At 60.1% G+C, this 13,004-nt stretch carries 14 protein-coding genes; 3 read left to right on the top strand and 11 right to left on the bottom strand.

What is annotated here, in order from left to right; genetic code table 11:
• Window positions 1–144: 144 nt before the first annotated feature.
• Window positions 145–798: a Vgb family protein gene (locus QQJ86_RS13075; RefSeq protein WP_284321395.1), complete on the bottom strand. Its 654-nt coding sequence runs from the start codon at window positions 796–798 to the stop codon at window positions 145–147.
• Between the two features lie 32 nt (window positions 799–830).
• On the bottom strand, window positions 831–2,051 hold the full coding sequence (locus QQJ86_RS13070) for a helix-turn-helix domain-containing protein (RefSeq protein ID WP_284321394.1): 1,221 nt from the start codon (window positions 2,049–2,051) through the stop codon (window positions 831–833).
• A gap of 130 nt (window positions 2,052–2,181) precedes the next feature.
• On the opposite strand from QQJ86_RS13070, the gene QQJ86_RS13065 reads away from it, so the two are divergent.
• A complete protein-coding gene (locus tag QQJ86_RS13065) occupies window positions 2,182–2,949 on the top strand; it encodes a DUF899 domain-containing protein (RefSeq protein ID WP_284321393.1) in 768 nt (255 codons plus the stop codon).
• Between the two features lie 260 nt (window positions 2,950–3,209).
• On the opposite strand, the gene QQJ86_RS13060 is transcribed toward QQJ86_RS13065, so the two are convergent.
• Window positions 3,210–3,416, bottom strand: coding sequence for a hypothetical protein (locus QQJ86_RS13060; RefSeq protein WP_284321392.1), 207 nt, complete (start codon window positions 3,414–3,416; stop codon window positions 3,210–3,212).
• Here QQJ86_RS13060 and QQJ86_RS13055 point away from each other — a divergent pair.
• On the top strand, window positions 3,415–4,083 hold the full coding sequence (locus tag QQJ86_RS13055; protein ID WP_284321391.1) for a DUF2182 domain-containing protein: 669 nt from the start codon (window positions 3,415–3,417) through the stop codon (window positions 4,081–4,083). The genes QQJ86_RS13060 and QQJ86_RS13055 overlap by 2 nt on opposite strands.
• 170 nt (window positions 4,084–4,253) lie before the next feature.
• Here QQJ86_RS13055 and galU read toward each other — a convergent pair whose 3' ends face one another.
• The 8 genes from galU to cmk form a co-directional block, all read right to left on the bottom strand.
• Window positions 4,254–5,126: a UTP--glucose-1-phosphate uridylyltransferase GalU gene (gene galU, locus QQJ86_RS13050; protein WP_284321390.1), complete on the bottom strand. Its 873-nt coding sequence runs from the start codon at window positions 5,124–5,126 to the stop codon at window positions 4,254–4,256.
• Entirely contained in the window at window positions 5,127–7,022 is a 1,896-nt protein-coding gene (locus QQJ86_RS13045) for a polysaccharide biosynthesis protein (protein WP_284321389.1), read from the bottom strand.
• Window positions 7,009–8,055 carry a glycosyltransferase family 4 protein gene (locus tag QQJ86_RS13040; RefSeq protein WP_284321388.1) on the bottom strand — a complete coding sequence of 349 codons (1,047 nt, stop codon included), beginning with the start codon at window positions 8,053–8,055 and terminating at the stop codon, window positions 7,009–7,011. Before QQJ86_RS13040 ends, QQJ86_RS13045 begins: the two co-directional genes overlap by 14 nt.
• Window positions 8,048–9,223 carry a lipopolysaccharide assembly protein LapB gene (lapB, locus tag QQJ86_RS13035; protein WP_284321387.1) on the bottom strand — a complete coding sequence of 392 codons (1,176 nt, stop codon included), beginning with the start codon at window positions 9,221–9,223 and terminating at the stop codon, window positions 8,048–8,050. The genes QQJ86_RS13040 and lapB overlap by 8 nt, the downstream gene beginning before the upstream one ends.
• A complete protein-coding gene (locus QQJ86_RS13030; protein WP_284321398.1) occupies window positions 9,220–9,480 on the bottom strand; it encodes a DUF1049 domain-containing protein in 261 nt (86 codons plus the stop codon). Before QQJ86_RS13030 ends, lapB begins: the two co-directional genes overlap by 4 nt.
• A 264-nt stretch (window positions 9,481–9,744) precedes the next feature.
• Window positions 9,745–10,104 (bottom strand): integration host factor subunit beta, encoded by a 360-nt coding sequence (locus QQJ86_RS13025; protein ID WP_284321397.1) that lies wholly within the window; start codon window positions 10,102–10,104, stop codon window positions 9,745–9,747.
• 8 nt (window positions 10,105–10,112) lie between these two features.
• Complete coding sequence (gene rpsA / locus QQJ86_RS13020) at window positions 10,113–11,786, bottom strand: 30S ribosomal protein S1 (protein WP_284321386.1); 1,674 nt, start codon at window positions 11,784–11,786, stop codon at window positions 10,113–10,115.
• 162 nt (window positions 11,787–11,948) lie between these two features.
• Window positions 11,949–12,629: a (d)CMP kinase gene (gene cmk, locus QQJ86_RS13015; RefSeq protein ID WP_284321385.1), complete on the bottom strand. Its 681-nt coding sequence runs from the start codon at window positions 12,627–12,629 to the stop codon at window positions 11,949–11,951.
• Between the two features lie 97 nt (window positions 12,630–12,726).
• Here cmk and QQJ86_RS13010 point away from each other — a divergent pair, with 97 nt between their 5' ends.
• Window positions 12,727–12,999 (top strand): acyl-CoA-binding protein, encoded by a 273-nt coding sequence (locus QQJ86_RS13010; RefSeq protein ID WP_284321396.1) that lies wholly within the window; start codon window positions 12,727–12,729, stop codon window positions 12,997–12,999.
• Window positions 13,000–13,004: the final 5 nt, after the last annotated feature.

Here is a 13,004-nt window from a genome sequence, read left to right as displayed (position 1 = left end):
TGCCACCTTGGTGAGGCCTCATACATAGATGCAGCCGGCATTCGGGGATGAAAAAAGCGGTTGACGAAGGGGGCGAGTCCATACATAGGCTGGGATGAAATCCCGGCATCAGGAACCTAAGGAAAGCTGGAACTTCATTCCAGCCTACGGACTGCGATTAGAGCGCCGCTTGGGGCGCGAAATCACCCTCACCTTCCCACTATTTCCGCCACCGCAGAAAAAACGATCGCCACCATCGGATTCAAGCCCCGACACACCCATGCCGGGTGGCATGTCGAGCTGCTCCAGCACTTCTCCGGTTTCCGGATCGACCCGGCGCACTTCGCTCTCATCCCCTTCCCAGGTGGCATGCCACAGCTCACCGTCGCTCCACGTGACGCCGGTGACGAAGCGGTTGAACTGGATGGTGTTGAGAATGGCGCCTGTGTCCGGATCAATGCGATGGATCTTCCGCTCCCGATACTCTCCGACCCATAGCGAGCCCTCGGCCCACGCGAGACCGGAGTCGCCTCCGCTACCGGGCGCTGGGATGCTAGCGAGCACACGGCCGGTCTCGGGATCGATTTTCTGGATGCGATCCTCGGCGATCTGAAACAGGTGCTGGCCATCGAAAGCCGTCCCTGCGTGCGCCGCCACATCGACTGATCCCAGCAGCTTTCCGCTCTCTGGATCGAGGGCGTTGAGCTTGTCGCCGGATGCAAACCAGACGCGCTGGCCGTCATATGTCACGCCGGCCACTTTATCGATTCCAGGAAAAGGGCCGTACTCACCGAGAATTTGAGCTGCGGATCGTTTCATGAGTTCGTCCTCATTAGTTGATGATAACCATCCTAGTCACTGGGTAAGGGACCTGGGAGTAACAAAATCGACGGGAAGTCTGGCACCGGCGGGGTCATCCAGCGGCGTGCCGGCCCACGGCCGAACGACTGCACCTTGCCAGCCGCAGCAAGCGATTCGAGCGCGCGTTGCACGGTGCGGGGGCTGGCGCTCAATGCCATGGACAAAGCCGAGCTCGACCACGACTCGCCATCCGCGAGCAAGGCGAGCACAGCAGCGTGCCGCTCCTCGACCGGTGGCGCCAGCACGACGACGTCACTCGCACGGTGCGGCGCCAGCGCAAAACCTCGGTCTGTCGCGCTCACGTCGGCCATCGGCTGCAACATGGCGCGCAGTCGCCCGATTTCGACCCGCAAGCGTGCGCGATGCGATTCATCGGCATGCTTGGTACGAAAGGCGTCTGCAATGAGCAAGCTCCTCGACACATCGGCAGGCCATGCTTCTGCCAAGCGGCGCACCAACGAGAACAAAATGGGGCGCGTTGCCAGGGAAACGACGGCATTTTCGCGATGCACTACATGACGGCAGGCATCCACGACGAACGTGGGTGATGCGAGAAGCGTTTCGACCTCTTCCAACAAGAGAAGACGTTCTTCGCCTCGTGTAATCAACCGAGCAGCAGGTGTATCCAACGCACGTGATGCGCTTTCGACCTCCGCCATCAGTGCCGGGATATTCGCCACACGCGCAGCGTACGCAGCCCGTGCAAGCGCAGCGCGCGCACGCCTCGTCTGCAGGCGCCGAATCGCCATACCTGCAACGACCAGCTCGTGCGCCGCCCTGGACGCTGGCGGAAAGGGCGTCGGGTCGAGTTCGATGAGCATACGTTCGGCATCACCGATGCGGCCGAGCAGGAGCAAGCGCCGAACTTCAATATTCCGCGCGTGCGCGGCGTTGACGCGGTCACCATGCGACTGAAGCGTCGCGCGCGCGGCTTCGAGCGCTTTTACCGGCCAGCCAAGGTCGCGCGAAACAAGTGCGATTTCGGCTTCGGCAACGATGCACCTCGCGCGAGCCACCGCCTCTTTCGGACCGAACCCACGCGCGGCGCTTCGCAGCAGCGCTTTCGCTCGAACGAAATCGCCGAGCTGTGCCATCGCGATGCCCCGAAGCGCAAGGCCGGGTGCATCTTCACGCAAGGCGACCCGCTTCAAGGCGCCGAGCGGATCACCCGTGGCGAGTGCGCGTGCCGCAGCCGTGATCAGTGAGTCCATGGGAATCCCGCCACACTTGTCACTCCCACCCGTTCGGAGTCCAAGCGTTAACTATATCCCACGGCCGCGAAGCACCCGGCTATGGCGAATAGAAAACGTAAAACGGCATTCAACGAACGGAGTAAAGATCATGACCACACACACGGTTGGCACACGTGAAGAATGGCTGGCTGCTCGGATCGAGTTGCTCAAAGCAGAGAAAGAACTCACGCATCGCGGCGACGAGCTGGCTCGCCAGCGGCAGGAGCTGCCATGGGTACCCGTCAACAAGGGATATCGATTCGATACCGACGAGGGCGGTGCCTCGCTGACGGATCTGTTCCGCGAGCGCTCGCAGCTGCTTGTCTATCACTTTATGTTCGGGCCCGAGTTCGCGGCGGGCTGCCCTTCCTGCTCAGCGATCGCTGATGGTTTCAATGGCATTGCCACGCACCTGGCGAACCATGACGTGATGTTGTGGGCGGTGTCGCGCGCACCGCTGGGAAAGCTACAGGCATACAAGCGGCGCCTGGGATGGACGTTTCCTTGGGCGTCTTCGCTCGGTGGCGACTTCAACTTCGATTTCACCGTCTCCATCACCGAAGAACAACAGCGCGAAGGAACGTACGAATACAACTATCAACGGGGCGGCCATGTGATGGACGCGACGACACAGTTCCCGCAAGTCGTCCTCGATCATGCAAAGACAACCGGAACGGACGCATTGACCTATGTGCGCGAACGGCCGGGGGTGAGCGCGTTCGTGCTTGAAGACGGGGTTGTCTATCACACCTATTCCACTTATGCGCGTGGCCTGGACGGCCTGTGGGGCATGTTCCAGTGGCTGGACCGTGCGCCCAAGGGGCGCAACGAGACGAACGTCTGGTGGCGCCGTCACGACGAGTACGGCAAGCGGTAAAGCACTAAGGGATGCTCTGATCTATTCCACGTACCCGTCACCGCACTGTATGCGCGTCTGGCTACGCCCCAGTGGCGAAGGCAGACTGGCTGTCTGTCTAGACGCTGGGGCGCAGCCAGACGCGCATACAGTGCGGCCCCAACATCTTGAATTTAAATGACGGGGTGACGTCCAGAAGGCTCGCAGCCTGCGCCGCGCGGCTTGAACAGACGGCCAGTCTGCCCTGTGCCGCGCAACACACCCTGCGAGCCTTCTGGACGTCATGCCGGGTGCGTGGAATAGATCAGAGCATCCCTACTGGGTGTCGAAAACGCGGCACCCGCTTCGTCGATCTCATGAGCCACCCCATTGAGACGCCCCATGATTGCCTCGCAAACATCCGAACGCGCCTTCTTTGCCACCTCGGCGGCGCTCTTCGCAATCAGTGCGATACTGACGATAGTGGGGTGCGCGTCGATGTCGGCCATGAATGCCATGCCGATGCCAGGCGGCTGGACGATGTCGATGACGTGGATGCGAATGCCCGGTCAAACATGGGGTGGCGCCGCGGCGGCGTTCATTGCCATGTGGGACATAATGATGGCTGCGATGATGTTGCCATCCCTGATTCCTACATTGCGACGCTATCGTCAGGCCGTAAGCACGACCGATGGTCTACAGTTGGAACTGCTGACTGTGCTGGTGGGCATGGGATATTTCTTCGCGTGGACCTTGTTCGGATTGCTCGTATTTCCACTAGGTGTCACGTTGACGGCAGCGGAAATGCAATGGCCGGCGTTGGCGCGCGTTGTTCCGGTGATGGTTGGCGTGATCGTTTTGATGTCCGGCGCACTTCAGCTCACCCCTTGGAAAACCCACAATCTTGCGCGTTGCCGGGAAGCGTTACATCACGCTCATTTGCTGCCTGCGCAGACAAGCACCGCATGGCGGCAAGGCATGTGCCTGGGGCTCCATTGCTGCCTGAGCTGCGCCAATCTGACAGCGATTCAGTTGGTGATAGGCGTGATGGATCTGCGCGCGATGGCGTTCGTTACAGTAGCCATCACCGCCGAACGCCTTGCGCCAGCAAGCAGGCTTGTAGCGCAGGCCATCGGCGTTATAGCCATCGCGGCAGGTGTGTTTTTGACGGTTTGATGAAAAATCAAAACCATCATCACCCGAATGGCACCTGCTTAAGATGCGTAGGTTGAGGTGCAAACCCCAACATGGCCGTGCACGCACATCGCGACGTTGGGGTTTGCACCTCAACCCACGCACATCAGGGAAAACGGCCGCCCCATTTGGGCGGCCGTTCGGCTATTCACTCAGAGCGTGCTGGCGACTTCGCGCACGACCTTCGCCAAGCCCGGATCCTGCATCGCCATATGCATGGTGGCGCGCACAAGGCCGGCTTTGTTGCCACAGTCGAAGCGAGTACCTTCGAAGCGATAGGCAAGCACCTTGCCCTGCTCCACCAGCAAGGCTTCGATGGCATCGGTGAGCTGGATTTCACCACCTGCGCCAGGCTTGGTCTGCTCGAGCAACTGGAAGATGCGGCCCGGCAACACGTAGCGACCAACCACCGCCAGATTGGATGGCGCATCCGCCGGCTTGGGTTTCTCGACCATGAAGCGGATACGGGCGCTGCGCTCGTTGATCGGTTCAGCGTCGACGATGCCGTACTTGTCGGTCTGGTCGTGGGGCACTTCTTCTACTGCGATCACGCCAGCGTGCTCGGCTTCGCCCAGTTCGGCCATCTGGCGCAGCGCACCCTTGCCGCGATTCCAGATCAAGTCGTCCGGAAGGACCACGCCGAACGGCTCATCGCCGACCACAGGCTTCGCACACAGCACTGCGTGGCCAAGACCCAGCGCTTCCGGCTGCGTGACAAAGATCGCCCGCACACTACGGGGAAGCGTGCCTTGCACGAGCGCCAGCAACTCGTCCTTGCCTTTTTCCTGCAGCTTGGCCTCCAGCTCGTACGCCTTGTCGAAGTAGTCGGCGATGGCGTGCTTGTAGCGATTGGTGACGAAAATCAGTGTATCGGCCCCGGCATCGACGGCTTCATCGACCGCGTACTGGATGAGGGGTTTGTCCAGCACCGGCAGCATTTCCTTGGCGACCACCTTGGTGGCCGGAAGAAAACGCGTGCCGAGACCAGCCACCGGAAACACCACCTTGCGCAATGGTTTACTCACTCACTTCTCTCCAATTTCGTTTCGGCGCAGCGGAATAACATTGTTCGGTTGGGCGACGTCGTTCCAACTGAACGAGGGGAGCAGACTGGATACGCATTGGCGTAGTTCTTCTTCGTTGAAGCTGCGTATGGCCTCGGTGGCGCGGGCGATCTGCGCCTGCAGCAGATCCCACGATACTGGCCGATGCTGCGCTAGAAATATCTTGGCGTGTGTCGTCGCGCTGTAGTTTTCCAGTGGATGGAACAACTCTTCGAACAATTTTTCGCCGGAACGCAGGCCGGTGTAGACGATCGGGATTTCGGTGCCGGGTTTCTTGCCGGCAAGCCGGATCATCTGCTCAGCCAGATCACGGATCTTGACCGGCTCACCCATGTCCAACGCGAAGATTTCGCCTCCCTGCCCGATGGCCGCCGCCTGCAGGATCAGCTGCGTAGCCTCCGGAATGGTCATGAAGTAGCGCGAGATTTCCGGATGCGTGACCGTTATTGGACCACCCGCCTGGATTTGTTGGCGGAACAGCGGCACCACCGAACCGGCCGAATCCAATACGTTGCCAAACCGCACCGTGATGAAGTGCGTGTTCGAATGGGCGTTGAGATTCTGGCAATAGATTTCCGCGATGCGCTTGCACGCGCCCATCACGCTGGTCGGGTTGACGGCCTTGTCGGTGGAAATCAGCACGAAACATTCCACGCCGCTTTCGCTCGACAGATCCGCCACGTTGCGCGTGGCCATCACATTGTTGCGCACGGCTGTGCGCAACTGCCCTTGCAGCATGGGCACATGCTTGTAGGCGGCTGCATGGAAAACCACCTGCGGCTTCGCTTCGCCGAACAGGCGGCGCATGGCGACGGAATCACCGCAGTCGGCGAGCACGCTGTTGAGCAGCAGCTCTGGATAGGCCGCGCGCAGTTCCTGCGAAATTTGATATAAGTTGTATTCGCACGATTCGACGATGGTAAGCGCCTGCACGCCGAGCCGCGCGACCTGCCGACACAATTCCGAACCGATCGAACCGCCACCACCCGTGACCAGCACCCGGCGGTTGGTCAGCGTTTCGCGAATGCGTGTCCAATCCAACTCGACGGCGTCGCGTCCGAGCAGATCCTCGATCGAGACTTCCTTGATCTGATTGAACTGCGCGCGCCCTGCCACGACGTCTTCCAGCTTTGGCACCGTGCGATAAGGCAAACCCGTGCGATCACACAGTTCCACCACTTGACGCATTTGCCGCGCAGTGGCGCCAGGCAAAGCAATCAATAGCATCTGCACAGCCGCTTCCTTGGCGACGTCCGGCAGCTGTTCCAATGTGCCCAGCACAGGCTTGCCGTTGATACGCGCGCCGCGTAACGAGCGCCGATCGTCCACGAAGCCTACAACCACGTAACGTGTATCGCGATGCAGATCGCGCGAGAGTGCTTCGCCCGCGCTATCGGCACCGACGATCAGCACGCGTTGTGTCTTGGCATTGACGAACAGATCGATACGGCTGTCTTTCCAGAAGCGATACGCCAAGCGCGGCGTACCGAGGAACAGCGCGAGTACAAACGGGTACAACAGCAGTACCGAACGCGGCACGCCGTCCAGACGTCCATACAGGAACAACGAAACGCCGATCGCCACCGTACCTACGATGGCTGCACGCAGGATGTTCCATAGGTCCGGCAGGCTGGCAAAGCGCCAAACGCCTTTGTACAGGCCGGTCCATGCGTAGACCAGTCCTTGCACAAACAGCACGATTGGAAATTCGTACGACTCGAAGCCGACAATCAGTTTGGGGTCCAAGGCATAGCGCAATTCTTTGGCGACCCACCAAGCCAAGGCGGTAACCAGCAGGTCATGTATGACGACTGCTGCCCGTGGATGAACTGTGCCAACCCATTTACGTATGGACATGACGAACCTTGTATCGATCTCGCCGGATCAGTCGTCGCTTGGTTACCAACCAAACCGCGGCGGCGATCCCATAAGTGACGATGCAGGCCAATAGCCCGATCCCTGGTTTTACCCATGCCAATGCAGCCATAGGCGCTGCGACCAGCAGATTCCACCCCAAATACCACGCTACACTTACCGCATGCGTATGGCCCCTGCGCACGATCCATTGATACAGATGCTCGCGGTGCGCAGTGTACCAGCGCCGTCCTCCCGTCATACGGAGCAGCAGAGTAAGGCTGGCATCCGTCACGAAAGCTGAACTGAGAATCAGAGCCGGCCACACCAGCGGCCAATGCAGGCGCCAAAGCATCGCGGTCAATGCAAAAAGCAGCAGGCCGATGGCGCCGCTGCCCACATCCCCCATGAAAATGCGCGCCGGAGAACGGTTGTAGCACCAGAACCCCAGGCAAGCTGTCGCCACGCAAAAAGCTGCGCCTGCCAACGTGGGTTGGCCGATCTGCCAAGCGAGCACGGCAAGGCCGCAGGCTACGAACATGCCCTGCTGCGCGAGCAGGCCATCGACGCCATCCATGAAGTTATGCAAGTTGACGCTCCACGCTCCGCCGAGCACCCATAGCGGCAGCCATAGCCAACTCGGACCACCTGCCATCAGCGCCACCGAAAACAAGGCAACGGCCAGTATTTGCACCCCGAAGCGTGGAAGCACTGGCAAGGAACTGTGATCGTCCCACCAACCAATCAATGCGATCAGGGTGATGGCCACCCATAGCGTAATCACGACGTGAAGCGGCCATGGCGATGCGGTTTGCAGCAGGCATAGCGGCAATGTGATGAGTACCGCTATGACGATGCCGATGCCGCCGCCGCGCGGCGTGGGAATTTTATGCGAGCGCCGCTGCCCCGGCTGATCGAACAAGCCGCGGCGATGCGCATAGGCGATAGCCGCACGCACAACTCCCCATGCAATCAGGAAGGCAAACAATACAGCGAGCATGATCGGGGCGAGATTGGCCACGATCGTGTTACTCATTGGCAACACCATGGATCGGCCTGATCGTGCTCCACCCTTTGCAGCTTGGACACTGCCAGTGATGCGCCTTGGTACCGAAACCGCAGTGGCTGCAGCGATACATGGCCTGGCCTTCGAGCAGCTTGCGCGTAAGGTCACGCAGGATCAGGAAGTTCTCGCGCGCTTCGCCTTCGATCTTGTCCATGGTGGCATCGATCAACGCCATCAGGCCACGTACCGAAGGACGTTGCCGCAATTGCGAGGTGAGAAAATCGATGGCCGGCTTTTCGCCATCGCGCTGCTGATACAGATGCGTCAGCGCGAGTACCGGCGAAATACCGTGATAGCGCGCGAGGATGTCGCGCAGGAAACGTTCCGCACGCGCCATCTGGCCGGAGCGCGCATAGCTGTCTAGCAGCGGCGGCAGAATCTCCGGCACGAATGCAATATCGGCTTCCACTGCGCGCTCGTAGGTATCGACCGCTTCCGCATGCTGCCCTTCTTCCGCATGCAAACGTCCGGTAAGCATGAAGGCGCGCACGCAATCAGGCTGCGATGCAAACGCCTGCTGCAAATAATCGCGCGCTTCGGTACGTGCGCCATGCTGACGGGATTGCTCAGCCAGTTCACAATAGAACTGTGCGATGGTGGTGGCCTCTTCTTCACCGGTCATCGCTTCCAGCCGGCGCGCATGTTCGATGGCTTTGTGCCAGTCGCGCTCGTGCTGATAGATCGCGATGAGATGACGCAGGGCCGAAGGCGCATGCGCGTTCATCGCCACCAGATCGGAGAACAGCGCTTCGGCGCGGTCGAGCAGACCGGCACGCATATAGTCCTCGCCCAGTTCGAGCAAGGCCACGGTTTTCATGCTCTCGGACAAGCCGGGCCTGGAAACCAGATGTTGATGGAGACGGATGGCTCGATCCACTTCGCCGCGACGCCGAAAAAGGTTGCCTAACGCTAAGTGCGTTTCTACGGTGTCCCGGTTGTATTCGGCCAGCTTGAGGAAGACCTCGATCGCCTTGTCCTGCTCCTCGTTGAGCAGGTAGTTCAGGCCACGGAAGTAGTCGGACGAAAGCTCACTGACCTGTGCCCCAGACCGACGCACACCTGCCCGCCGCGCGGTCCACCAGCCACTGAGAAAGGCCGCCGGTATGAGCAGTGCCAGCAGCGAATAGAAGACGCTCATGCTGTTTTCGATACCTTGGCACTTTGCGCCTTGGCTGCGCGTCGTCGCTCGCGACGATGCCGTGTGGTGACACCCAGCCACGCCGTCAGGCCACCGAGAACCCAGCCTATCGCCAGCATGGCCAGCAAGGCGGCGCCCTTCGGGACCTGGACGTGTAAAAACGCGAGGTCATATCCCACGAGGTCCGCATTGAGCGCCCCCAGGATCACTCCCCCGGCGATGAACAGTAGCAATAGCAACGTGACGATCAATCGCATCACGCGACTTTACCCGATTGGCTGAACGGCTCACAGGGGAATGTGATTCACAATTCAGTGCGGGGATGGACGGGAATCGGGGTAAAAGCGGGTTGGTGTAACAACCCTAACATCGCAATCTATGCACGCATGGTGATGTTGGTGTTCACGCTTCAATCTGCGCGCCGAAACACGCTCTTACATCCCGATTGATGACCCAAAAAAAGAAAAGGCAGGACCAGCCCAAAGGCCGCCTGCCTGTCGGAATAAGTGATTGTTGCTGCGTCAGCCGGCTTGCTGCTCCAGCCGCATGTTGACGCGTTCGCGCAGTTCTTTGCCGGGCTTGAAGTGCGGAACGTGTTTGCCGGGCAGAGCCACCGCTTCACCCGTCTTGGGATTGCGGCCCATGCGAGGCGGACGGTAATGCAGTGCGAAGCTCCCAAAACCGCGGATCTCGATGCGTTCGCCACCAGCAAGAGCCTGGCTCATCTGTTCGATCACGTTCTTCACCGCCAACTCGACGTCGCTGAACGCAAGATGGGTCTGGCGCCTGGCCAGCGCCTCAATCAGCTCGGATTTGGTCATGGGTCCCCAATGTCCGTGACGTGGAACGAATCGGGGCGGCGCAACACCGCCCCGATACAGGCACTACATTACTCGGCTTTGTTGAGCTGCTCCTTGAGCAGCGCACCAAGCTTGGTCGTGCCACCCGACGCGGACGAGTATTCGGCCATGGCGTCTTGCAGCTCTTCTTCATCCTTGGCGCGGATCGACAGCGAGAGCTGGCGACCCTTGCGATCCATACCGGTGAACTTCGCTTCCACCTTGTCACCCACCTTCAGATGCTGAGTGGCATCGTCGATGCGTTCCTTGGCGATGTCGCTAGCGCGGAGGTAACCCTCGACGCCGTCGCCGAGATCAATCACCGCACCCTTGGCGTCCACTTCCTTCACCGTGCCGGTGACGATCGCGCCACGCGGATGGACGGCCATGAAGTGGCCAAACGGATCCTGCTCCATCTGCTTGATGCCGAGCGAGATGCGCTCACGCTCCGGATCCACGGCCAGCACCACGGCTTCGATCTCGTCGCCCTTCTTGAAGTTGCGTACGAGGTCTTCGCCGGACGCCTGCCAGGAGATATCCGACAGATGCACCAAGCCGTCGATACCGCCGTCCAGGCCGATGAAGATGCCGAAGTCGGTGATCGACTTGATCTGACCGGACACCTTGTCGTTCTTCTTGTGCGTGGCGGCGAAAGCTTCCCACGGGTTCGAGCGAGTCTGCTTGATGCCCAGCGAGATGCGGCGACGCTCTTCATCCACGTCCAGCACCATCACTTCGGTTTCGTCACCGACCTGCACGACCTTGGCCGGATTGACGTTCTTGTTGGTCCAATCCATTTCGGAGACGTGGACTAGGCCTTCCACACCCGGCTCGATCTCGACGAAGCAGCCGTAATCGGTGACGTTGGAGACCTTGCCGAACAGACGGCTGCCGACCGGGTAGCGACGCGAGATAGCGACCCACGGATCATCGCCAAGCTGCTTCAGACCCAGCGACACGCGGTTGCGCTCGCGGTCGTACTTCAGCACGCGCACGTCGAGCTCATCGCCCACATTGACCACTTCGGACGGATGACGCACGCGCTTCCACGCCATGTCGGTGATGTGCAGCAGGCCGTCGATGCCGCCCAGGTCCACGAACGCGCCGTAGTCGGTGAGGTTCTTGACGGTGCCCTTGACCACAGCGCCTTCGGTCAGGCGTTCCAGCAGCTTCTCGCGCTCCTCGGAGAACTCGGTCTCGACGACGGCGCGGCGGCTGACCACCACGTTGTTGCGCTTGCGGTCCAGCTTGATGATCTTGAATTCGAGATCCTTGCCTTCCAGGTACACCGGATCGCGTACAGGACGCACGTCGACTAGCGAACCAGGCAGGAACGCGCGGACATCCTTGATATCGACGGTGAAACCGCCCTTGACCTTGCCGGAGATCTTGCCGGTGATGGTCTCTTCCTTGTCGAAGGCCTGCTCGAGGTCGTCCCACACCATGGAACGCTTGGCCTTCTCACGGGAGAGCTTGGTCTCGCCGAAGCCGTCTTCCAGTGCGTCGAGGGCTACCTTCACCTCGTCGCCCACGCGTACTTCCAACTCGCCGTTCTCGCTCTTGAACTGCTCGATCGGAACGATGCCTTCGCTCTTCAGGCCGGCGTTGATCACGACGACGTCGTTGCGGATTTCGACAACGATGCCGGTGACGATGGCACCCGGCTTCAGCTTGGAGATGGCCTGTTGGCTCTGTTCAAACAGCTCGGCAAAACTTTCAGTCATGTTGATTCCAGAAATAAGAAAAGGCCTTTGACCCAATACGCGCCGTCGGATGTTTGCGCATGGGCAGGCCCACCGGTTGTGGGTGTTTCGGGATCGCTCCCTGGCACCGTTGACCCAAAACTCCATGCCGCGGCATGAAGCACCAAAGCCGCCGGAACCGTTTTACGGTTTCACGACGGCCAGAACTTTAGCGACCACGTCCTCGATCCCCATGCCGGTGGTATCGACCAGCACTGCATCGGCGGCGGGCTTGAGCGGTGCGACGGCTCGCGATGCGTCACGGGCGTCACGCGCTTCAATTTCGCTCTGAAGGGAAGCGAGTGTAACGCTTAGCCCCTTTTCCTTCAACTGCTTATAACGCCTTTTCGCCCTTTCGCCGGCACTGGCGGTCAGGAATACCTTGTAGGGCGCATCGGGGAAGATCACTGTGCCCATGTCGCGTCCGTCCGCCACCAACCCGGGGGCTTTTCGGAAGCTCAACTGCAGATCGACCAGCGCCTGGCGCACCGAAGGAATCGAAGCAATCGCCGAAGCTGCAGCCCCCGCGGTCTCGGTACGCAATTCATCTGTGGCATCATGGCCATTGACGATTACGCGCGTTTCGCCATCATGTAGCGCCGCACGAAACTGGATCTTCGTGGTTTGAGCGCAGCGGGTCACAGCATCGGCGTCGGACAGATCCAACCCGGCCATACCGGCTGCATAGCCTACTGCGCGATAGAGCGCTCCAGAGTCCAGTAAGCGCCAGCCCAGGTGTTCCGCCACCAGCCGGCTGATCGTGCCTTTGCCTGATCCGGAAGGTCCGTCAATGGTAAGTACGGGCACGGACTGGCGTGTTGGCATGGAGGGTCCTGGTGGCACGGGAAGTGCTTAGCTTAGCGTGTTTAAAGGGGTCTCTAGTCCCATGCTCAACAGCTCCATTTCGACCGTATCCGGTTACATGCCGTCTTCCGTGAACGAGCTCCAGCACCAGTTCCACCAAGCCGCAGATGAAATCCGGCATGCGAAGGAACGGCCTGACAACGACACTCTGCTCATGCTTTACGGGCTCTACAAGCAGGCTCTTGAAGGCGATGTTCATGGTTGTCAGCCCACCAGCTTCTTTGACTTCATCGGCACCGCCAAGCAGGAAGCCTGGGGACGCCTGAAGGGCATGTCCCAGGATGAAGCCATGCGGCAGTACATCGGCCTGGTACAACAATTGCTCCACTGAACCGG

Origin of the sequence: Dyella acidisoli, assembly GCF_030160295.1 — a bacterium.
GTDB classification, from domain to species: domain Bacteria; phylum Pseudomonadota; class Gammaproteobacteria; order Xanthomonadales; family Rhodanobacteraceae; genus Dyella_B; species Dyella_B acidisoli.
The sequence above is the reverse complement of the archived record's forward strand: the minus strand, read 5'-3'. Positions and strand labels throughout refer to the sequence as shown.

Bases quoted from the DNA above. Each gene is read 5' to 3' on its own strand.
- QQJ86_RS13075 (WP_284321395.1), bottom strand. From the start codon at position 798: ATGAAACGATCCGCAGCTCAAATTCTCGGTGAGTACGGCCCTTTTCCT.
- QQJ86_RS13070 (WP_284321394.1), bottom strand. From the start codon at position 2,051: ATGGACTCACTGATCACGGCTGCGGCACGCGCACTCGCCACGGGTGAT.
- QQJ86_RS13065 (WP_284321393.1), top strand. From the start codon at position 2,182: ATGACCACACACACGGTTGGCACACGTGAAGAATGGCTGGCTGCTCGG.
- QQJ86_RS13055 (WP_284321391.1), top strand. From the start codon at position 3,415: ATGAATGCCATGCCGATGCCAGGCGGCTGGACGATGTCGATGACGTGG.
- QQJ86_RS13060 (WP_284321392.1), bottom strand. From the start codon at position 3,416: ATGGCCGACATCGACGCGCACCCCACTATCGTCAGTATCGCACTGATT.
- QQJ86_RS13045 (WP_284321389.1), bottom strand. From the start codon at position 7,022: ATGTCCATACGTAAATGGGTTGGCACAGTTCATCCACGGGCAGCAGTC.
- QQJ86_RS13040 (WP_284321388.1), bottom strand. From the start codon at position 8,055: ATGAGTAACACGATCGTGGCCAATCTCGCCCCGATCATGCTCGCTGTA.
- lapB (WP_284321387.1), bottom strand. From the start codon at position 9,223: ATGAGCGTCTTCTATTCGCTGCTGGCACTGCTCATACCGGCGGCCTTT.
- QQJ86_RS13030 (WP_284321398.1), bottom strand. From the start codon at position 9,480: ATGCGATTGATCGTCACGTTGCTATTGCTACTGTTCATCGCCGGGGGA.
- rpsA (WP_284321386.1), bottom strand. From the start codon at position 11,786: ATGACTGAAAGTTTTGCCGAGCTGTTTGAACAGAGCCAACAGGCCATC.
- cmk (WP_284321385.1), bottom strand. From the start codon at position 12,629: ATGCCAACACGCCAGTCCGTGCCCGTACTTACCATTGACGGACCTTCC.
- QQJ86_RS13010 (WP_284321396.1), top strand. From the start codon at position 12,727: ATGCCGTCTTCCGTGAACGAGCTCCAGCACCAGTTCCACCAAGCCGCA.